At 69.5% G+C, this 21,849-nt stretch carries 11 protein-coding genes and 1 pseudogene; 4 read left to right on the top strand and 8 right to left on the bottom strand.

Annotation, left to right across the window (positions count from 1 at the left end; all coding sequences use genetic code 11):
* Positions 1–515 precede the first annotated feature (515 nt).
* The 3 genes and pseudogenes from KV381_RS03615 to KV381_RS37015 form a co-directional block, all read left to right on the top strand.
* Positions 516–3,767, top strand: coding sequence for a GH92 family glycosyl hydrolase (locus tag KV381_RS03615; protein ID WP_256995013.1), 3,252 nt, complete (start codon positions 516–518; stop codon positions 3,765–3,767).
* Positions 3,768–4,543: 776 nt separating this feature from the next.
* Entirely contained in the window at positions 4,544–6,229 is a 1,686-nt protein-coding gene (locus KV381_RS03610) for a cellulase family glycosylhydrolase (protein WP_030624337.1), read from the top strand.
* Positions 6,230–6,563: 334 nt separating this feature from the next.
* Positions 6,564–6,737 (top strand): annotated as a pseudogene (locus tag KV381_RS37015) (IS481 family transposase); the annotation flags it as partial.
* 213 nt (positions 6,738–6,950) lie between these two features.
* Here the strand turns inward: KV381_RS37015 and KV381_RS03600 are convergent.
* Both KV381_RS03600 and KV381_RS03595 read right to left on the bottom strand, forming a co-directional pair.
* Complete coding sequence (locus tag KV381_RS03600) at positions 6,951–7,574, bottom strand: DUF1349 domain-containing protein (protein ID WP_218784488.1); 624 nt, start codon at positions 7,572–7,574, stop codon at positions 6,951–6,953.
* A gap of 486 nt (positions 7,575–8,060) precedes the next feature.
* Entirely contained in the window at positions 8,061–10,016 is a 1,956-nt protein-coding gene (locus KV381_RS03595) for a family 43 glycosylhydrolase (protein ID WP_107057962.1), read from the bottom strand.
* A gap of 578 nt (positions 10,017–10,594) precedes the next feature.
* Between KV381_RS03595 and KV381_RS03590 the strand changes: the two genes are divergently transcribed.
* On the top strand, positions 10,595–11,602 hold the full coding sequence (locus KV381_RS03590) for a LacI family DNA-binding transcriptional regulator (protein ID WP_030624352.1): 1,008 nt from the start codon (positions 10,595–10,597) through the stop codon (positions 11,600–11,602).
* Positions 11,603–11,638: 36 nt separating this feature from the next.
* Here the strand turns inward: KV381_RS03590 and KV381_RS03585 are convergent, their stop codons facing one another.
* From KV381_RS03585 to KV381_RS03560, 6 genes are all read right to left on the bottom strand, one after another.
* On the bottom strand, positions 11,639–13,858 hold the full coding sequence (locus KV381_RS03585) for a glycoside hydrolase N-terminal domain-containing protein (protein ID WP_030624355.1): 2,220 nt from the start codon (positions 13,856–13,858) through the stop codon (positions 11,639–11,641).
* Complete coding sequence (locus KV381_RS03580; RefSeq protein WP_030624357.1) at positions 13,855–15,831, bottom strand: beta-galactosidase; 1,977 nt, start codon at positions 15,829–15,831, stop codon at positions 13,855–13,857. Before KV381_RS03580 ends, KV381_RS03585 begins: the two co-directional genes overlap by 4 nt.
* Before the next feature lie 28 nt (positions 15,832–15,859).
* A complete protein-coding gene (locus tag KV381_RS03575; protein ID WP_030624361.1) occupies positions 15,860–18,097 on the bottom strand; it encodes a sialidase family protein in 2,238 nt (745 codons plus the stop codon).
* Positions 18,098–18,151: 54 nt separating this feature from the next.
* Positions 18,152–19,075, bottom strand: a complete 924-nt coding sequence (locus tag KV381_RS03570) for a carbohydrate ABC transporter permease (protein WP_030624363.1) — start codon at positions 19,073–19,075, stop codon at positions 18,152–18,154.
* Positions 19,076–19,092: 17 nt separating this feature from the next.
* On the bottom strand, positions 19,093–19,971 hold the full coding sequence (locus tag KV381_RS03565; protein WP_373461197.1) for an ABC transporter permease: 879 nt from the start codon (positions 19,969–19,971) through the stop codon (positions 19,093–19,095).
* A gap of 148 nt (positions 19,972–20,119) precedes the next feature.
* On the bottom strand, positions 20,120–21,793 hold the full coding sequence (locus KV381_RS03560) for an extracellular solute-binding protein (RefSeq protein WP_030624369.1): 1,674 nt from the start codon (positions 21,791–21,793) through the stop codon (positions 20,120–20,122).
* Between the last annotated feature and the right edge of the window lie 56 nt (positions 21,794–21,849).

The raw sequence follows: 21,849 nt of genomic DNA, 5'->3' as shown, positions 1-21,849 counted from the left end.
CCTGATCAGACGGACCTGGCAGCGGCAGCTGCTCAACCCCACTCCGATTTCCCTCGACTTGGCTCGGATGCGCGTTCAGCAGCCGGTGGAGCCGGATCTCGGGTGTCACGTGATTGTTCCGCTCGCCAGTGGCTACCGATTGGCGCTCCGGGCCTGGGGATTCCATCACACCCTGTACCTCGACGTGCCCGACGAGGCCTCGGCCCAGGCCGGGCGCGGTTCCTCTCCGGCCGCGAGGGTCGAGCCCATCTCCGTGTGCCGTTGGGTGGCGCATCTGCCCCGCAGGCCGCGCGCCAGGGCAGGCAGGTCGCTTGTCGACGCCCCATCTGGAGAATCGATGCAGCGCGTCAGAATTTGCCCCCGCTCACCCAGTGACATCCGGGGCGGCTGGGGATTATGGTGCGAACGAACAGCGTGACAACGTTGTCAGTTGAGCAGGACTCGAAGGGAAATTCCCCATGCGGTTTGCTTTCAGGCCGTTCCGTCCCCGTGCTTCCGGTATAGCAGCCGGTCTGATGGCCGCCGTACTCGTGAGTGGTGGAGTGGTCGGCATCGCGGAGCCCGCCGCCGCCGCGGGCGCGGAACCGATCGATCTGGTCAATCCGTTCGTCGGAACCCAGAACTTCGGCAACACCTTCCCCGGGGCGAGCGCGCCGTTCGGCATGGTCCAGGTCAGTCCGGACACCGGCGGCCAGGGCGGCTACGACTACAAGCAGGACTCGATCTACGGATTCAGCCAGACGCACCTGTCCGGCGTCGGCTGCGGCGTCATGGGCGAGCTGCCCATCATGCCGACCACGGGTGCGGTGGACTCCGTGGACCCGAACACCTACCGCTCCCCGTACAGCCACGACGACGAGCAGGCCAGTCCCGGTTACTACCGGGTGGGGCTGAAGAAGTACGACGTCGACGCGGAACTCACCGCCACCGAGCGCACCGGGTGGCAGCGCTACACCTTCCCCTCCACCGGTTCGGCCAACGTCCTGTTCAACACGGGCAAGGCCAACCAGTCCGTGCTGGACTCCGAGGTGCACGTCGTCGGTGACCGCACCATCGAGGGCCGGGTGCACGCCGGGGGCTTCTGTGCCGGACACGACGAGCACACGGTGTATTTCAGCGCCACCTTCGACCGGCCCTTCAAGGCCTACGGCACGTGGGACGGCGCAGACCCCGAGCCCGGTACCCGCGACGCGGAGGGAAGCGGCCAGAACGGCGCCTGGGTGACCTTCGACGCGACCACCGACCGGGACGCCGTCCTGAAAGTGGGGCTGTCCTACACCGGTGTGGAGGGCGCCCGTAAGAACCTGGCCGCGGAGACCAAGGGGTCCTTCGACTTCGACGCCACGCGGGCGGCGTTGCGGAACACCTGGAAGAAGCAGCTGGATTCCATCCGGGTCGGCGGAGGCGCGGCGGACCGGCAGAAGGCCTTCTACACAGCGCTCTACCACAGCCAGTTGCACCCGAACCTCGCCGGTGACGTCGACGGCATGTACCAGGGGTTCGACAACAAGACGCACACGGCAAAGGACTACACGCCGTATCAGAACTTCTCGCTCTGGGACACCTACCGGCCGCAGAACCAGCTTCTGCAGATGCTGGAGCCGAAGGTCGCCCGGGACGTCGCGCTGTCGGTCGTCGCGGCCGGCCGGGACGGCGGCTGGCTGCCCCGCTGGGCGCTCGCCAACAGCGAGACCAACATCATGACCGGTGACCCGGTCACTCCCTTCCTCGTAGAGGCCTGGTCAAAGGGTCTGCTCGCCGGACACGAGGCAGAGACCTACGCGTTGCTGAAGAAGAACGCGACCAGCACCCCGCCCGCCGACTCGCCGTACAACGGACGCTCGGGATCCGACCACTACACCGAGCGCGGCTACATCCCGTCAGGTCTCGAGCTCGGCAAGGACTGCGCGGACAAGGGCGGCGACAACGACTGCAAGCACCCGGCGTCGGCGACGATGGAGTACTCCGCCGCCGATGCGTCGCTTGCGCTGATGGCCGACCGGCTCGGACACAAGTCGGACGCCAAGATGTTCGCCGCGCGCGGCCAGTGGTACCGGAACCTGTGGGACTCCTCGATCCAGCAGTTCCGGCCGCGGACGGCCGACGGCACCTGGCTCACGCCCTACGACCCGGTCGAGGCGGCGCACCAGTTCCATGAGGGCGGCGCGTACCAGTACCAGTGGCTGGTACCGCAGGACCCGGCCGGCCTCGTCAGCCTGATGGGCGGCCGGAGCGCCACCGAGAAGCGGCTCGACTCCTTCTTCGTCCACGACAAGCTGCTCACCGACCCGGCGGGCACCGCCCGGAATGACTGGATCTCGCAGCCGTACGACTACTACGGCAAGCCGACGTACAACCCGAACAACGAGCCGGACCTGCACGCCCCGTACATGTACAACTGGGTCGGCGCCCCGGCGAAGACCGCGACCGTGGTGCGTGCGGCGATGACGCTGTTCACCAACGGGCCGGACGGGATGACGGGCAACGACGACCTGGGCACCATGTCGGCCTGGTACGTCTTCTCCTCCCTCGGCCTCTACCCGACGATGAGCGGCGGCGACTTCCTGGCCGTGTCCAGCCCGCAGTTCGAATCGGCGACCGTCCGGATCGGCAGCTATCCCAAGGCGTCCGGCACCAAGGGCCAGGGCGGCACGCTGACGATCGAAGCGCCCGGAGCGAGCGACACGAAGCGGTACGTGCAGAGCGTGGCCCTCAACGGCCGGGACGTACCCCAGACCTGGCTGAGCTGGAACAAGCTCGCGCACGGCGGAACCCTTGCCCACCGGCTCGGGACCTCCCCCTCCTCCTGGGGCACTGGCAAGGGCGCCCAGCCGCCTTCCGTCAACCAGGCGTCCCCCGACAGCCGCAAGCACGTCGACGCGTCGCTGCGTCCCGCCTCGGCGGTCGTCCCCACGAGTGATGCCGCACAGACCGCGAAGTTCACGCTGGACGTCCTCGGGCAGGCTCCTGGCAAGCTGAACGTCTCGGTCACGGCGAAGGTGCCCAGCGGCTGGAAGGCCACGACGGCACAGCGTTCACCACTGGTGATCGATTCCGATCACCTCCCGGTCCAGAAGAAGGTGTCGCTCGACATCACCGTGCCCCCGGGCGTCGCGGCCGGGTCCTACCCGGTGGAGATGAAGGTCGCGGGCCGAGGGACGAACTCGGTCACCCGCAAGGCCACCGTCACGGTGGGAGCCGCCACGACCTGCGCGAGTGAGGCGAACGGGCAGTGCGCAGTGGACCTGGGCCCAGACCTCGGCCACGATGGCACGGCCACGGTGGCGAACTCCGACGAGGGCGACTTCGACGGGCATGGCTGGAGCTATGACGGCGACCTGCTGCCCAAGGCGGGGCCGGTCACCTGGGACGGGGTGACGTACGACGCGCCGGACCCCACCGGCACGGCGAACAACTTCCTCGAAACAGGCGGGCAGGCCCTCCTGCTGCCCGCCGGACAGCACAGTGCGCTGCGGCTGGTCGGCTCGGCGCACAACGGTCCTGTGACCACCACTCTGACCGTGTACTACACGGACGGCAGCAGCACGGAGGCACCGGTGACGTTCGGCGACTGGGCGGGCTCCGCACCGAACGGCAGCACGGTCGTCCTCGACATGCCGCACCGCATCAAGAGGGGCAGCGGGGTCGACGGGCCGTCCATTCGGCTCTTCGGTACGGCCGCCGAGCTCGATGGGGGCAAGACGGTCCGTTCGGTCTCGCTGCCGGACGACTCCCGCGTCGAGATCTACGCTATGACGCTCGTTTAGAGAGGGACGGCGGATCGCCGAAACCCGGTCGGCGGTGCGCCGTTCCGGATCGGCGCACGCCTCTCATCAGGGCCCCGGCGCGAAAGTGCCGGGGCCCTTCGCGTACTCACCCGCCCCGGCATCCGGCCCACCGCCCAATGGGCGTCGACGCCTGCTGCGGGGCGGCCACGGCTGCCGTGCCGTCGGCATCTCCGGGTACGACGCCGGTCACGGGCACCGTGACGACCTTCCGGCCCTTCTCACCATGACAGGAGCCGCCCGGGTGTAGGCGGTGAGCGGCCCACGGCAGTACCGGCACGGCCGGTCGAGCGCGGTGGGCTGCCTGTCACGGCCGAGGGCCCGCTCGACGCGCTCGCGGCGGGTGGTCGCGGAGAACGAGCGGCAGGCGGCCGACGGCGGAGGCGTCCTCGGGGTGCCTGGGCCGGCGGGTGTACTGCGACCACGGCATCCGTCGCACGGTATCCGTTGCGATCACCCAATCTCAGTCGCTGGCTTCTACGTCTCGGTGTCGATGAGGGAGACGCGCGCGGGGTCCCAGTCCGGTCTCGGGGTCGCTTTCGCAGTCCCACAGCAGAACGGGGGAAGTCTTGCTGCCGACTCGTCCTCGCAGTCGACGCCGACGACGCCGACGGCCCGGAGGGTTCCGACGGTGCTCTGGCCTGTATGCCGAAGGATGCGCAATGTCTTGACGTGCTCCTGGCGAGCTGGCTTCATGGGAGCGCTCCCACGTCCCCGCCGAGCTTTGCGTCACCCGGCACCTACTTCCTGGAGTCGCAGTGAGATCAGCAACGAGTACGGCACGTCACAGGCAGAGCCCCTTGAACGTCCTGGCGAAAAGTCTGGCCACCCTGCTCGGCGTCGTTCTGCTTGGCGCGCTTGGCCCCGCCGCTGCGCAGGCCCGGCCCGCCGGGGCGGAAGCCACAGCCACGGGCCTGCACGTCAGTAACGGCCGCCTGCTGGAGGCCAACGGTAGCGACTTCGTCATGCGCGGTGTCAACCACGCACACACCTGGTACCCCGGCGAGACGCAGTCGCTGGCCGACGTCAAGGCCCTGGGAGCCAACACCGTTCGCGTCGTCCTCTCCGACGGACACCGTTGGACGAGGAACGGCCCCGACGAAGTGGCGGGCATCGTCGACGACTGCAAGACCAACCGGCTGATCTGCGTCCTGGAGGTGCACGACACCACCGGGTACGGCGAGGACACCGCGGCGGGCACCCTCGACCACGCCGCCGACTACTGGATCAGTCTCAAGGACGTTCTCGCGGGCGAAGAGGACTACGTCATCGTCAATATCGGCAACGAGCCCTGGGGCAACACCGACCCCGCCGGCTGGACAGCGCCGACGACCGCCGCCGTCCAGAAGCTGCGTGGCGCGGGGTTCGCCCACACGATCATGGTGGACGCGCCCAATTGGGGGCAGGACTGGCAGGGTGTCATGCGCGCCGGCGCCCAAGCCGTGTACGACGCCGACACCACGGGCAACCTGGTCTTCTCGATCCACATGTACAGCGTCTACAGCACGCCTCAGGCGATCACCGACTATCTGCAAGCCTTCGTCGACGCCGGGCTGCCCCTTGTCATAGGTGAGTTCGGTGGACCCGCCGACCAGTGGGGGGACCCTGACGAGGACACCATGATGGCCACCGCCGAGGCACTCGACCTCGGCTACCTGGCGTGGTCCTGGAGCGGCAACACCGACCCGATCCTCGACTTGGCCATCGACTTCGATCCGAGCCGCCTGAGCTCCTGGGGCGAGCGCATTTTCCACGGAGCCGACGGCATCGCCCAGACCTCCCGGGAGGCCACTGTCTTCGGCGGTGGCGGAAGCCCCGGCGACACGGAGGCCCCGACGGCCCCCGGTGCTCCGATCGCCTCCATGGTGACGGCGACCTCGGCCATACTCACCTGGCCCGCAGCGTCGGACAACGTTGCCGTCGCCGGTTACGACGTCGTCAGGGTGAGCGGCAGCGTCGAGGTCATGGCCGTCTCGTCCGCGACCACCAGTGCCACTGTGACGGGCCTTACCGCGGACACCGCGTACCTGTTCGCGGTGTACGCCCGTGACGCGGCCGGCAATCGCTCGGTCCGTTCCGCCACGGTGAACGTCACCACGGACAAGGGCGGGCCCACGCCGGGAGTGAGCTGCTCCGTCGGCTACCGGGTGGTCGGCGAATGGCCCGGCGGGTTCCGGGGTGAGATCGCCATCCGAAACACCGGCACCACCGCCATCGACGGCTGGAACCTCGCCTTCGCCTTCGCCAACGGCCAGACGCTCTCCAACGTGTGGGGCGGGACCGCCACTCAAAGCGGTTCGACGGTCAGCGTCGCTCCCGCCGGATACACGGCGGTCATCACAGCGAACGGCTCCATCGTGCTCGGCTTCACCGGCACCAGGAGCACCACCAATACAGCGCCAACGGCCTTCACCCTCAGCGGCAACGCCTGCACGACGGCCTGACAACGGCCGTCTCGCCGGCCGGCGGGGGATCCCGTCCCCTGCCGGCCGGGTGCGGCCGAGGGGGCAGAGCGTCCGCGCCGTTGTCGCCGACCCCGCCGATCTGGCGGTCGTCGGTGCACCCGTCGTCGAGGGCGACGGGGGAGAGCGGCGGCGCCGGGCACCCGACCCACCGGTCCGGGGCGAGCTGTTCGTCCGGGTAGAGGGTGTGCACGCGGGAGTTTCTGCGATGACGTCGCTGCTCGTGGGGCAGCGGCCGGTCTCCAGCCGCCGGTAGTGGTGCTCACTGATGTCGAGCCGTCCCGCCCATCACCGTCGGGGTGACGAGGCCGTCGCCGACCGCCGCATCCTGGTCCGGCACGGCCTGCCGCCACTGGTCGCCGTGGATCGGGCCACCGGCGAGCCCGTCCGCCGCTACGAACGCGCTCGCCCGGGCGAGCCGGTCCACATCGACGTCAAGAAACTGGGCCGCGTCCCCGACGGCGGCGTTCACGAAGTCCCGGGCCGGGCGGCCGACGGCCCGAACGAGGACGCGGCGTCGGCAGGGTGACGAGCTGGCCTGCGGTGACGAACAGGCGAACCACGGGCGGCGCGTTTCTCCGGGGCCGTGGTCGACGAACCCAACTCCCAGGCTGTTTCGCGGACTTCGGAACGTGCGGCGCGGACCGCGGTCAGCGTGCTCTCACCCGAGGAAGCGTCGGCGCTTCGCGGTGGTCATCGTCCGTCAGCTGCCGTTTCGGGTGTCACTGAGCAGCACATGGCTGATTTCGATGTCACTGAAGACGGCATCGCAGCGTTCGCCGAATGGTGCCTGGCTGAGGAAACCGACGTACGTCGGCTTTTCTGCCGGAACCGGGAGGTTGAAGAGCCGGACGAAATTCCAACGCTTACCGTCAGGCGAGGAATGGAAGGCCCAGGCGTTGTCGCCGAGGAAGGCGAGCCGCAGGTAGATGCCGGCGTCGGCCACGAGGTGGGAGTTCACATCATCCGAGTACGTGTTGGTCACGACGCTGACGACCATGGCCTCGCCGTCGGGGGAGTACTCAAAACAGAGCTTCGCCCAGTGGTCCTCGTCCGACCAGATTGACAGGGCGCCGGCATCGAAGGTGGTGCGATCTCCACAGATGGACACCTTGGCCGAAAGCAGGAAAGGGGCGGACGGGGCCAGGAACGCCAGGCTCGCCGCATTATGCTGCTGATCCCCACCGGTCGCGCTGTTGGTCCAATCGGCCTCTCCCGCGCTCCGCACGGTGAGCGTCTGGGTGGACTGTTCGACCGTCGCTCGGCCCTCAAGGGGGACCCAGGACAGGGTTGGCAGCGCATCAATTACCAGATAAGGACTCGGCATGGTTTTGTCGCGTTTCCTTGTTTGTGTAGTGGGTGCGGGATTGCAGGACCGACAGTGCAGGCGAAGGTGACAACCGGTCAGGGGGCGACTATGGGCCGTCCTTGTAAGTGATTTTGTGTGCGTACGATCGTACGCACGTAAGGGTAGGGCGGGCGTGCGGTTGAATTCAAGACTCAAGCAGAACGTGACCTGGGTAAACGTCGTGCCGCAGCCGTGACCCGGGGGAGCGACCCCCGTCTCCGTCCGGCGTAGGCCTGACTCCGAGGGGAACCGGCCCGCGTTCGGGGAGATCGGCGCGCTGATAGACGCCGACGGCGAGGTCGATGCCGATCTGGTGGCGGCCCGCGGGTTCCTCACGGCACGACCGGCGGATGGGCCGAACCTCGGACGGCGTGTCCGGCCGGACCGTCCCACCCGGTCACCGCTCGCCCGGTCACCGGTCACCAGGTCACGGGTCAACGGTCATCAGGCTGCCCAGTCACCCGGTCACCAGGGCCTGAAGGTTGCGTCCGGCCGATCCGCAGCGCTGACGCGCTCGCTGTACAGCAGCGCGCCCCGGTGCCGCAGGTAACTGCCGGGTGCGCTGTAGGACTCGAACGAGGCCAGGGTCCGGTCGGAAAGTCCGGGTATGCGTCGCCATGTGGCGTCCTCGCGGAAGTCGGCGTCATCCGTGCGCGTGTCGATCCACACCTCTTTGTCCCGCTGCCGCAGGAAGGTTCCGGGGAAGTTGACCGACTCGAGTGACGCGGCCGACGGGTCCGCCAGACCGGGTACGACCTTCCACTGCATGTCGGCGTGCGGCGTGACATCGGGGTCGACCCGGCCGCGGCTCCACGCGTGTCGGATGAACTGGTTGGGGGCGTCGGACGCCTCGAAGCTGAACACGTTGGAGCGGATCGAGACGTTGTCGAAGCGGGCGGACGGCTTGGCCGGTGCTGCCGCTGCGCCGGCCTTCGGCGGCAACGGGGTGGTGTGCAGGCCGTTGGCCCCGGAAGCGAAGGCCGAGTCCGTCGTGCTGATCTTCGGCTCGGCCATGTCGTCGACGTAGACCTTGAGGGACGGCCCTACGGCCTCGATCCTCACCCGGTGGGTCTTGCCGACCGTGCCCGCCAGTCGGGCCGTCGCCAACGGTGTCCGTTCGTCGCCCGTCGCCTTGCCGAGGACCAGGCCCTCGGCGGTGAGGTCGGCGTAGTAGCCGTGGAAGTGCTCGGTGCCTGTGCCCGGTCGCGAGACACGGAAGGCGAGCCCCGATGCGCTCCGGCTGGGCCGCAGCGTCACGTCGGCCTCGTAGATCAGGTCCGAGAAGTTGGTGTCCTGGAGCGCGAGGCCGCCGGAGGAGGACAGGGCGGAGTACGCTCCGCGCTCGGGAGTCCAACCGGCGCCACCGTACGTGCGCCAGCCGACCGCGTTGCCGTCGTCGAAGTTGTCCTTGACCTTCATGGTGACCGGCCGGATCGTGCCGTCCTCGTTGAAGTGGATCCGGTCGTAGGCCAGGGCCCGGTGATTGCCGTCGGTCTCGCTCAGCGGGCGGCGGTGGTAGACGATGTACCAGATGTCGGTGCCCGGCACGTTGACGACCGAGTTGTGCCCGGAGCCGCGGGCGACGGCCGAGTCCTGGGCGAGCACCTTGTCGATCTTCTTGAACGGGCCGGTGGGAGAGTCCGACATGGCGTAGGACACCGAGTAGTCGGGGCCGGTCCAGCCGCCCTCGGACCACATCATGTAGTACGAGCCCCCGCGCTTGAACATGAAGGAGCCCTCGACGTAGTTCTCCGGGGTGATCTCCTTGTAGATCGATCCGTCGGGGAAGGTGTCGAGGCTGGTCATGTCCGGGTTGAGCTTGACGACGTTCGCGTGGCCCCATCCGCCGTAATACATGTACGCCTGACCGTCGTCGTCGATGAAGACGTCCTGGTCGATCGGCTGGGCGCCGTTGTGGAACCGGGAGATCAGCGGGCCGCCGATGGCGTCCTTGTACGGGCCCTCCGGGCGATCGGCGACGGCGACGCCGATCCCGCCGTGCTCGGAGTCGTTCTGGATGTCGTTGGCCGCGAAGTAGAGGTAGTACTTGCCGTCGCGGAAGACCGGAGCGGGGGCCCAGAGCGCGTACTTGGCCCAGGAGACGTCGGCGATGTCCAGCACCTTGGAGTGCTTGGTCCACGTCACCATGTCCGTCGAGGAGAACGCGTCCATGAAGGTCTGTTCGGCGTATCTGCGGGACGTGGTGGGGAAGATCCAGAAACGGTTGTCGTAGACCGCGACATCCGGGTCGGCGTACCAACCCTCGACCAGGGGGTTCCCTGCCTCGGCCGTGCTCTGGACCGGTACGTCGAGCGCCCGGGCGGCCGCCGGGCCGTCGGCTCCCGCGGGGGATGGGGCGACGCCCGCCAGCAAGGTGGCGGCCAGGGCGATGAGGGAGAGCTTGCGGATGGTGCGCACCATGATGGCGAGGCCTCTCGTGTAGGAGACAACGTTGTCGGGCGAAGGTGCGTGGCGAGGTGGGGCACGTGCGTACGGGAGGGACGTTCGTTCTGCCGTCGGAGCGGTGCGGGGCGTGGGAGCCCAACGCGGTTCCAGGGGCGGGCCGTTGTACGACGTTGGAAATCCTGTGACGTGGAGCATAAGAACATGGGTGCTGCCCTCTGTCCACCCCGTCCCCACCACAACCGGCGTTCAGCGGGGGAGCCGCCGGGGATGCGGTACGGAGGTCGTGCTGAAAGGATCTCCGCCCAGTGGGGCGCAGGACACCGTCACCGCCTACAGCAACGCCTCCGGCACAGGAGTCCGCCGACTGGTCGGCAGGCTGAACACCTTCGCCGTCCTGAATCGCGGTGTGCGGCAGGGATCCGATGGGCGACGCGGTCGAAGCGCTTCGACTCTCCCTCTGGACACCGGTTGTGGGCGAGTCTAGGCTCCACGGTGTCTGTGCATGTCAGAGCGCGAAGGAGAGCACAGCAAGGCGCTGTCGAAGCGCTTCATCCGCTCTCCTATGCGGTCGCCATCTGTAGGGGAGAAGCCGAATGGTCACGCTTGCCGAGGTCGCCCAGCACGCCGGAGTGTCCGCGAGCACGGTGAGCTACGTCCTCAGCGGCAAGCGGTCGATCTCCGCCTCCACCCGGGAACGGGTCGAGCACAGTATCCAGCAGCTGGGCTACCACCCCAACGCCGGTGCCCGTGCCCTCGCCAGCAGCAGGTCCAACATCATCGCGCTGATGGTGCCCCTGCGTACGGACATGTACGTGCCCGTGATGATGGAGATCGCCATCGCCGTCGCCACCAGTGCCCGTACGCACGGCTACGACGTCCTCCTGCTCACCGGCGAGGAGGGGCCGGCGACCGTCCGGCGGATCGCGGGGAGTTCTCTGGCCGACGCGATGATCCTGATGGACGTCGAACTGCACGACGAGCGGCTGCCGCTGCTCCGGGATTCGGGCCGGACCGCCGTCCTGATCGGCCTGCCGGCCGACACCAGCGGGCTGACCTGTGTCGACCTCGACTTCGAGGCGACCGGTGCGCTCTGCGTGGACCATCTCGCCGGACTCGGACACCGCGAGGTGGCGGTGATCGGCGAGGCGGCCGCCGTCTATGAGCGGCACACCGGCTTCGCCGAACGGACCGTGGACGGCGTACGGGCGAAGGCGCAGGAGGCCGGGATGCGGATTCTGCACCGCCCCTGCGAGGGTGGGTACGCCGCGATGGCCGGCACCTTGGGCCGCATCTTCGACGAGCGGCCCGGAACGACCGGATTCATCGTACAGAACGAGGCCGCGATCGAGCCTCTGCTCAATCTGCTCCAGCAGCAGGGTCGAGCGGTGCCGGAGGACGTGTCCGTCGTGGCCGTCTGCCCCGAGCAGGTGGCCACGCAGGCCTCGGTGCGGCTCACCTCCGTGGCCATCCCGGCACAGGAGATGGGGCGCCGCGCAGTGGAACAGGTGGTCGCGAAGCTCGTCGGCCGAGGTACCGACGAGGTGGAACTGCTGGAGCCCGTTCTCACGGTGCGTGCGAGCTCGGGACCGGCTCCGGCCTGAGTGCCGATGGGCACACTCACTCGTTCGGGCGGAGCGCTACCGCGGCCCCAGGGTGAGGACGCGGTCCACGCCGGCCGCCAGCTCCAGCGGAGCCGGGGGGATTCCGGCGGAGGTCCCGGTGAGGGCGAGTCCGTCACCCGTACGCAGGTCGACCCGGGCGTCACGGGTGGGGCGCAGCACGGCGGTGGCACCGTCCTTTGACCACCGCAGGTCGAGGTGTGCGCCGAACCGCGTCCGTACGCCGAGGAGTTCACCGGCCGGGTACTCCACCGGGACCGCCGGCAGCAGCACCAGGCGGCCGGGCGACGACTGGACGAGCGACTCGATCACGGCGGCCGGCAGGCTGTGTGCCGCGTCCGCGTTGTAGACGTTCCGGGACGGGTAGTGCGCGCTCATCAGCGAGTCGTGGAAGAAGTCGCCGCCCAGCACCGCGTCCAGCGCCGCCGACACCCTGGAGGGGTCCCTCAGCCGGGCGGCGATCAGGGCGTGGTGCAGATGCCCGTGGGCGGAGTCGTTCTCCGAGCCGCGCAGCTCCAGGGCGCGATGTGCGGCCGTGGCCAGCTCCGGGGTGTCGTACGGGTTGATCGCGTCGAGCGGCCACACCGGGTAGAGGTGGCTCAGGTGGCGGTGGTCGTACGTCTCCCGCAGGCCCGGCCACGCCCACTCGGCGAGCGCCCCGTCCTCGTTCACGAGGTACGCCGGGAGCCGGGCCGCGAGTGACCGCCACAGTCCGGCGGACGGATGCCCGGGGGCGTGCCCGGCGGCTGTCGTCAGGGCGTGGTGGGCCGCGGCGATGTCCATCGTCGCGTTCACCGTCCCCCAGCTCGCGTTGGCCGGCCGGTTCTCGGGGGAGTACGAGGGCACGACCGCGAGGTTTCCGTCCGGGTCCTCACGGCTGAGGAAGTCCTCGTAGAACAGCGCCGCTTCGACGAGCGCGCCGGTCAGAGCGGAGTCCGGGGCGCCCGTCGTGACCTCGGCGTGTTCCAGCAGGGGCTGCAGGAGCCAGTCGGCTCCCGCCGTCCACAGATGCAGCGGATAGGCGCGCTGGAAGTGCCGTGTGTGGCCCGACGCGCCGTCCGTGTGGGACGGCGCGACGATGCCCCGCGCCCCGAAGAGCGCCCGGGCGTTGTCCTGCCAGTCGGACAACTGCCCGTGCACGAGGGACGCGTGGGCCTCGGTGACCTCCGGGAGTGCGGCTGCCGCGGCGGAGGCTACCTGGAGGTTGAGGTTGGCGTTCGTGGTGAAGGCCCCGGACCAGGCCGTGTCCCAGTCGCCGGTCCACAGACCGGTCAGCCGGGGCGGGAGCGCCCCCGAGGAGGACAGCAGGTGGTAGCGGCCCGCCGCGAAGAGCCGCTCCAGGAGCGCGGGGGACGTCGGCGTGCGCAGCAGTTCGCTGCCGGACAGCTCCCGCTCCGGCGCGGCGTCCCGCAGCGTGAGGGAGGCGCGCCCGTACGCGGTCCGGTGCGGCGGCCGGTGCCGCTCCAGCAGCGTGGCGTAGCCCTCGCGGGGCAGAGCGGCCCACAGCTCCCCGAGGTCGGGGCGGTCGGCCCCCCTGACGACCCGGGTCGTCAGGGTGAGGCTCCGCGCCCCCTCGATCCGGATGCCCTCGCCGGCCACCGAGACACGGCCGCCGTCCACCCGCGCCACGGTGACTCCCGTGTACCCGAGCCCGCTGCCCGGATAGCCCACCCTCAGAGCCAGGTGCGCACCGTCCGGGGTCAGGACCGCGGAGCGGCCGACCGCCAGCCGCGCGGGGGCGCCGGGCAGGGAGTGGTCCAGGACGATGTCCGCGGTCAGTCCGAGGTCCGTGATGTGCTGCACGATCACGTCGTCGGCCCGTGACACGAAGACGCTGCTGTTCCAGGCCTCGTACGACGCGGTCACCTCGCCCGACGTGAAGTCGACCTCGCGCCGGTATCCGGCGACGGCCTCGTGCGGCCCCCGTCCGCGGCGCACGCTCGTCCGGAACGCCGGGTGGAAGGGCTGCACCCACACCAGCGGGCGGCCGGCCCCGAAGTCCTCCGCGGCCGTCGTGTCCCCGGACAGGAGCGCGTCCTGGAGACGGTGGAGCCGGTCGGCGAGCTCCGGCGGGCGCAGGTCCTCGCTGCCGTTGGGCCGCACCAGGGAGTGGTGGTTGACGATCACCCGGTCGTCGGCCGGGTCTCCGTACACCATCGCCCCGTGACGGCCGTTTCCGCTGAGGAACGCGTCCTCCCAGCGGGTGGCCGGACGGGGTTCCCACGTGCCGTCGATCATGCCGGGACGTCTCTGAGCACGGCTACGTCGTAGCGGTCCAGCTCCACACCGCCATCGGCCTCGGCCCCCGTGAGCAGGTCGAGGTGCCGGCCCGGCAGTTGAACCACGGCCGGTGCCCGGCCGTGGTTCAGCAGGAAGAGCAGCTCGCCGCGCCGCACCGCCTCGACCTCGGTGGGCAGCCCCTCCAGCACGGGGCGTACGCCGGCCTCGGCCGCCGCCCGGCCGAGCAGGTCCCGCAGGGAGTCGGGCTCGGGCAGCGTCGAGACGTACCACGCGCCGCCCTTGCGGAGCACCGCGGGAAGGCCGTCCAGCTCGCCCTCCCGGTAGGCGGCCACCGTCTCCGCGCTGCCGTCGGGTTCCAGCTCCTCCGACCACAGGGTGCCCCGGAAACCGTCACACGCGACCGTCGCGCCCGCGTCCAGCGGCCACCACTCGTGCACCGTACGGATACCGAACAGTTCGCGCAGTCTGCCGTCCATGCCACCCGGCCTGATCCGGTCGTCGACGTCCGCGACTCCGGTGAAGAACCCGCACACGAGGGTGCCGCCATCTCGCACATACGCGACGAGGCTGTCGATCGCCGTGTCACCGAGGAGCTGGAGCTGAGGCACGAGCACCATCCGGTACGCGCGCAGGTCCGACTCGGGGCGGGCGAAATCCATGCCGATGCCGCTGTCCCACAGCCCCCGGTGCCAGGCCTGTTGCAGCTCCGGGTACGACACGAGGGAGGACGGCCGGCCCTCCTGGGTGCTCGACCACCAGGCGTCCCAGTCGTGCAGAACGGCGACCTCGGCCGAGACCCGGGTGCCGCTCACCTCGGCGCCGATCAAAGCGAGTTCGGCCCCGATGCGCTTGATCTCCCCGAACGTGCGGCCGCTCTCACCGGCGTGGCTCAGCATCCCGGAGTGGAACTTCTCCGCCCCCTGCCGGGACTGCCGCCATTGGAAGTAGCAGAGCGCGTCCGCACCCCTCGCCACCGACTGGAGCGACCAGAGCCGGTTGAGGCCGGCCGGCTTGGGATGGTTGACACCGCGCCAGTTCACCGACCCGGCCGCCTGTTCCATCACCATCCACGGCCCGCCGGCCTGTGAGCGGGTCATGTCGGCGAGCATCGCGTTGTACTGTCCGGCGCGCGGGTCGGCCGGGTCCGGGTAGACGTCGACGGAGACGATGTCCTCCTGCTCGGCCCAGGCCCAGGCGTCCTGGCCCGACCACAGCGGCATGAAGTTGGTCGTCACCGGGATGTGCGGGGTGTGCCGGGCGACGATGTCCCGCTCGGCGGTGTAGCACTCCAGCAGAGCGTCGGAGGTGAAGCGTTTGAAGTCCAGCTCCTGGGCCGGATTGCGCAGGTACTGTGCCTTGCGCGGCGGCAGGATCTCCGCCCAGGTGTCGTAGCGCTGGCTCCAGAACGCCGTGCCCCAGGCCTCGTTCAACGTCTCCAGGGTGGTGTACCGGGAGGCCAGCCAGCGTTGGAAGTGTGTGCCGGTCTCGTCGCACCAGCAGTGCGTGCAGTACTCGTTGTTGATGTGCCACACGGCCAGCGCGGGGTGACCGGCGTACCGTGCGGCGAGGTCCTCCGTGAGGGCCGTCGCGTAGCGCCGGTACACCGGTGAGCTCGGGCAGAAGTGCTGCCGGGAGCCGTAGTTGACGACGGCCCCGTCCTCGGTGCGCGGCAGCGTCTCCGGGTGCAGGGCCCCCATCCACGGTGGCGGTGAGGAGGTCGGGGTGGCGAGGACGACGCCGATGCCGCCTGCGTGCAGGAGGTCCAGCAGCCGGTCCAGCCAGCCGAACTCCCGTACACCAGGGCGGGGTTCGATGGTCGCCCAGGAGAAGACGCCGACGGTGACGGAGTTGACTCCGGCCTCCTTCATCAGCCGGACGTCGTCGGCCCACACCTCCTCGGGCCACTGCTCGGGGTTGTAGTCGCCTCCGAAGAGGATGCGGCCACGGGTGGCGTCGTGCAGGGACGGCATGGACGTCTCGTTCCTCTGCGGGAAGTCGTTACTGGGGGTCTGCGTACTGGATGCCGCGGCCGTTGGTGCCCAGATAAACACGGCCGTGGACGCGGGGGTCGCCGGTGATGACCTCTCCGGTCCACCCCCACTGGTGGGCGTCGTCGTTGATGCGGACCCAGGTCGCGCCCGCGTCGTCCGAGCGGAGCACGGCCACGCCGTCGTACGTCGCCGTGACCCGCCCGGTCTGGAAGACCGCCGGGTAGGCCGCCCGTCCCTTCCTCGGGGCGGCCTTGCCGAAGCCGAGGGCGTACGAGGCCTGGCAGCCGGCCACCGGCGTGAACGTGCGGCCGCCGTCCATCGAGCGCAGGAGGCCGTTGTCCTTGGCGGAGAGCCACAGATCTCCGGAGCGCCCGGGGGCCGCGGCCATCCGGAACTGGGCGTCCCCCGAAGGGAGTCCGCTCGCGCCCTCGGTGAAGGTCGCACCCTTGTCCGTGGAGAGGAAGACCGCCCCCGTTTCCGTGTCGTACACGGAGAAGCGCCTCGGATCGAGCGGGTCGGCGACCGGTGTGCCGCCCTTGGGGAACGTGGGCACCTCAGCCCAGGTGGCTCCGCTGTCCGTGGAGCGGTGTGCGGCGTACTTGGTGCCGTCCCAGTGGATGAACGACCACAACAGCGTCGCCCCGTCGGCGGAGACCGCCACCGGGCCGGGAGCCGAAGGCGCGATCGACGGCTGGGCCGCGAACGGCTGCCAACTCGCCCCGCCGTCGTGGGAGTACGCTCCGGCCGAGTCGGATCCCGATGGCCAGCCCGTCCGCACGACGTACGACGGCTTCAGCGTGGCCAGGGCCAGGCCGGTCGCCGTGCCGAAGACCGGGTTCGACGCCATGCCGCGCGAAGGGGACACGGTCAGTCGGTCATGACGCATGACCCCGATGTCACCCAGGCCGCTGAGGAGCTGGGCTCCCGAGGGCGGTGCGATCAGCTGCCGCACCGAGGACTCCTCCAGTCCCCGGATCTCGGGGGCCCAGTGGATCAGGTCGCGTGTCCCGTAGATCGTGGCGCCGGTGCCGTGGACGATGTGCCGCGAGTCGTACGGGTCGACGGCCAGGGCCTGGATCCACCAGCCGAACTTGGGTTCCCCGCCCCACTTCAGATACGGCGTCTCCGAGACGTCCAGCACCGCCGTGTCCTTGAGGGAGGTCCAGCTCACCCCGCCGTCCGTGGAACGGAACAGGGTGTCCACGGGGCCCCAGCGGTTGTTCGTGGAGACCACGACGGTGCCGGGGCGTGATGCGTCCACGGCCACTCCGCCGTACCCGAACGCGTCGCCGCCGCCCGGGGCCACCGGAGTCACGTCTCTCCAGGCTCCGGTCACCGTGTCGAGGCGGTGCACCGAGCCGTCGGCCTGGTTGTTCGGGCCCGGCCCGTCCGCGTAACTCACGTACAGCGCACGGCTGCCCGCGTCGTACGCCGCGCGGACCGGCACCTTCGTCGCCGTTCCGGCGGACGGCTGCCCGGGTACGGCCTCCCAGCCGCCGGAGGCGTCCGTGCGGTGGAGCACCGTGCCGCCGTCCCCCCAGCCCGCGTACACCGTCCGTCCGACCGCCACCAGCAGCGTGACGCCCTGGCCGCCCGCCGACGGCGTGGCCGGGAAGGAGCTGTCGGCGGCCCAGGTGGCTCCCCGGTCCGTGGAGCGCAGCAGCCCGTCGTGGCGCGTCCCGAGCCACAGCGTGTCGCTGTCACGCGGATCGACGAGGAGCCGCTCGCCGCAGCCCCGGCCGTCCTCGTTGGCCCCGAGGCGCACCGTGAGATCGGCGCGTGACCACGTCGCTCCGCGGTCCTCGGACCTGAGCACCGCACCAGGGGAGGCGTACGCCTGTGTGTAGGTCCCGAGGGCCAGGTACAGCCGGTCGGGGTGGGCAGGGTCGACGGCCATCGCCTCGACGCCCATCAGGTTCCAGTCGTCCCAGCCGATGTGGTCGGTGAGCGCCGTCCACCGGGACCCGCGGTCGTCCCAGCGGTAGGCGCCGCCGATGTCCGTGCGGGCGTAGGCGAGACCCCGCACGGCCGGATGGAACAGGATGCCCGTCACGAAGCCCGTCCCGCCGATCGCCGCGGTGCGCCAGCGGTGCGGCTGGGTCTTCGCGGGATGCCGGGCGGCCGAGGCCGTGCCCGCGGCCGGCAGCACGGTGGCCGAGGCCGCGACCACCACCGCACCGGCCAGGACGGTCCGGCGCCGGGGACGCGGGGCGGGTTCTGGCTGCGGGACTGATGAGACGCGCATGACGAAGACCCTCCGGTGGAAATTGACGGGTGAGTGCGGTGCGGGAGGCGTTGATCAGCCCTTGACGGCGCCGGTGAGCATGCCTTCCTTGAAGTGCTTCTGCACGAACGGTGAGAGGACCGCGACCGGGATCAGCGCCAGCACCATGACCGCCATCTGGATGGCGAGCAGTGACAGGTGGCCGGTGTTGATGACCTGCGTCAGACCGGTGGGCCGCTCCTGTTTCAGGACCAGCTGGTTCATCACGTTCTGGAGCGGCATCATCTCCGGGTCGCTGATGTAGATGGACGCGTTGAACCAGGCGCTCCAGTAGCCGACCGCGTAGAAGAGCGTGATCACCGCGATGACCGCGCGGGACAGGGGCATGATGATCTGCCACAGGATGCGGAAGTCGCCCGCCCCGTCGATGCGGGCGCTCTCGACGAGCTCCTGGGCCGTGCTCATGAAGAAGGCACGCAGGACCAGGATGTTGAAGACGTTCAGCGCGCTCGGGAGGATCAGGGCCAGGTAGGAGTCGGTGAGGCCGAGTCCCTGGACCACCAGGTAGGTGGGGATCAGGCCCGCTCCGAAGAACATCGTGGCGAGCATGAACAGCAGCAGCGGACGGTGGAGCACCGACCCCGGCCGGGACAGACCGTAGGCGCACATGATCGACACGGCCATGCTGAAGAGCGTCCCGACCACGGTCACGCAGATGCTGACCACCGCGGCCCGGGTGACCTGGCCGCCGCCGAGGAGCTCCTGGTAGGCGACGAACGTGATGCCGCGAGGGATCACCACCAGCCCGCCCGCGTCGGTGATGGTCCGCACCGAGGACAGACTGGTGACGATCACGACCCAGAGCGGGAAGAGCACGGCCAGACAGGCCAGGACGAGGACCACGCCCTTGGAGGCGAGCCCCGCCCTCGTCGGCTCCTCCTCCCACACCGGCCGCAGCCGGCCACGCGTACCGGGCTTGATCCCGGCCACGCCGGTCATTCGGTAGAGCAGGCCGCTCACTTCTTGTACACCCCCTGCTCACCCATGAGATGGGCGACCTTGTTGGCACCGAGGACCAGCAGCAGACCGAAGACTCCCTTCACGATCCCGACGGCCGCCGCATAGCTGAAGCCGCCGTACTGGATGCCCACGTTCCACACGTAGGTGTCGAGGACCTCGGAGGCGCCCGGGCCGACGGCCGTGCGCTGGAGCAGGATCTGCTCGAAGCCCACGGTGAGCGCGTTGCCCACCTGGAGGACCAGCAGGAGGGCCACGACCGGGCGCAGGGCGGGCAGTGTGACGTGCCACATCCGGCGCCAGCGGTTCGCACCGTCCATCGCGCTGGCCTCGTAGAGTTCCGGGCTGACCGAGGCCAGCGCGGCGAGGAAGACGATGACGCCCCAGCCGGCGTCCTTCCAGATCATCTCGAAGGTGATCAGGAACTTGAACAGACCGGGGTTCGTCATGAGGTCGAAGCCCTCATGGCCCCTCTCCCGCAGCGTCTGCGCGATGAGTCCCGCGCCTCCGAACATCTGCTGGAAGACCGTGATGACCAGGACCCAGGAGAAGAAGTGCGGCAGATAGAGGATCGCCTGCGCCACAGCCCGGACCCTGGGCCGCACGAAGCTGTTGATGAACAGCGCGAGCAGGATCGGCACCGGGAAGAACAGCGTCAGCTGCAACAGGAAGATCGTCAGCGTGTTGCCCAGCGCCGACCAGAACAGCCGGTCGTTCACCATCTGCTGGAACCACTCGAAGCCGACCCAGGGGCTCTGCAGGATCGCCTGGAAGGCGTTGTCCGCGATGTACGGGTCGTAGTCCTGGAAGGCGACGACGTTGCCTGCCAGCGGGATGTAGGCGAAGACCAGCAGCAGCAGCATCGCCGGCAGGGTCATCAGCAGCAGCGTCCGGTCACGCCGCAACCGGTGCCGCAGGGGTACCTTCGCGGTCACCCGTACGTCTTCGGGGGCCGCCCCGTCCTTCTCGGCGGGCGGCGACGCAGGGGACCCCTGCGCGCGCCGGTCATCTGTGCTCAGTGACATGTCAGGAGGCCGACTCACCGGTCTCGTCGAGCAGCTTCTTGTACCAGTCCCGCAGCTTGTCGCCACCCCTGGTCTTCCAGTCCGAGACCTGCTGCTGCATGTCGCCGACCTTCTTGCGGCCGCGCACGATGTCCTTCTCGATGGCCTCGAACTGCGCGTTGAGCTCGGTGTACCGGGTGGGCTCCTGGATCTGCATCCCGTGGAACAGCGGCTTCTTCAGGTGCGCGCCCTGGCGCTGCTGCCACTCGATGACACCCTTGGCGACGTCCGGGTAGTCCGGGTAGGCGCGGTACGGCTTGGAGGTGGCGATGTACTCGTAGGTGGCGAAGACCTCGTTGTTGCCCTGCTCGTTCTTGACGAGGACGCCGTCCTCGAGGCTGTGGTGGGTGCCCTCCAGACCGTATGCCCGCAGGCGCTGTTCCTTGCTCCCGTACGGCGCGGCGGTGAAGTTCGCCAGGGCGAGGAGGTCCTCGACGACCTTCCTGTCGGCCTTCTTGCTGACGAAGCACCAGATGTTGGAGGGAGGGGCCTCGTAGATGACGAGCTCACCGCCGTCGTGGGCGAAGAAGTCCATCGCCCCCATCCGGAAGTCCGGCTTGTCCAGCCGCTGTACGGCGGTCGCGGCGTACCAGTCGGAGATGTCCGCGTTGTACATCATGACGTTGCCCGAGGAGAAGGTGGTGCGCATGTCGCCCGTCTCCGCCTTGGCGTCCGGGTGCACGAAGCCGGCCGAGTACAGCGAGCGTGACCACTCCAGCGCCTCCAGGTACTCCTGGGTCTCGTAGCGGTTCACCAGCTTGCCGTCGACCAGTTGCCAGTAGTAGGGCTTCTCCGGCAGCACCCCGAAGAAGACGAACGCCGACCACGTCATGTCGCTGCACGCCCACACCTTGCTCCTGGGCGCGTTGATCTCCTTGCAGAGGTCGTAGAACTCCTTCGTGGTGGTCGGGACCTCGTAACCCTTCTCCTCGAAGATGTCGGCGCGGTAGAAGGGGGTGATGTTGGGCGTGGCCTCGGCGGGCATGGGGATCCCGCGCAGTTGGCCGGCGAAGATGCCGCGCTGCCAGGCGCCGGTGGGAATGGCCGCCAGGTTGGGGTACGCCTTGACCTTGTCGCCCGACAGGTAGGGGCCCAGGTCGGCGAACTTGTTGGCGATGGCGCTCGGGATCTTGCCTCCGAGCTCCCAGCCCGGGACGACGACGGCGTCCGGGATGGAGCTGGAGGCGAGCACCGCGCCGAGCTTCTGCCCGTAGACGTTGCCGTCCTGGTTCTGCCACTTGACCTTGACGCCGGCCGCCGTGTCCATGGCTGTCCAGTAGGCGTTGCCCTCGCCGGGCGAGGTGCCCCAGAGCGGCGCCATGACGCTGATCTCGCTGCCCTTGCCCAGCTTCTGGGGCACCGACACCGCCAGCTCGGCGGCGGGGAGCGCCGTGGTGAAACCGTCGGCGGAGCCGTATCTGCTGGGGATGTCAGGGGTGACGGCCTTCGAGGGCACATAGGCAGGAAGGATGTCCTTCAGCTTCTGCCCCGTGGTGGTGCCCTCGTTCTTCGCGCCACCGGCACCGCCGCCGCAGGCGGCGAGGAGCGGCATGCCGCCGCCCACGGCTGCCGCGACAACCACGGAGGAGGCGAGGAATCGTCTCCGGCTGGGAGCGGAGGGGGAGTTCGGCGTCATTGCGTCAACCCTTCGTGGTGCAACAGGACGGCCGGCGGCGGCGACTGCCGCTCGGC

Origin of the sequence: Streptomyces sp. WY228 (assembly GCF_019287315.1) — a bacterium.
Lineage (GTDB): Bacteria > Actinomycetota > Actinomycetes > Streptomycetales > Streptomycetaceae > Streptomyces > Streptomyces caviscabies.
This window is presented reverse-complemented; position numbering and strand designations above follow the sequence as displayed.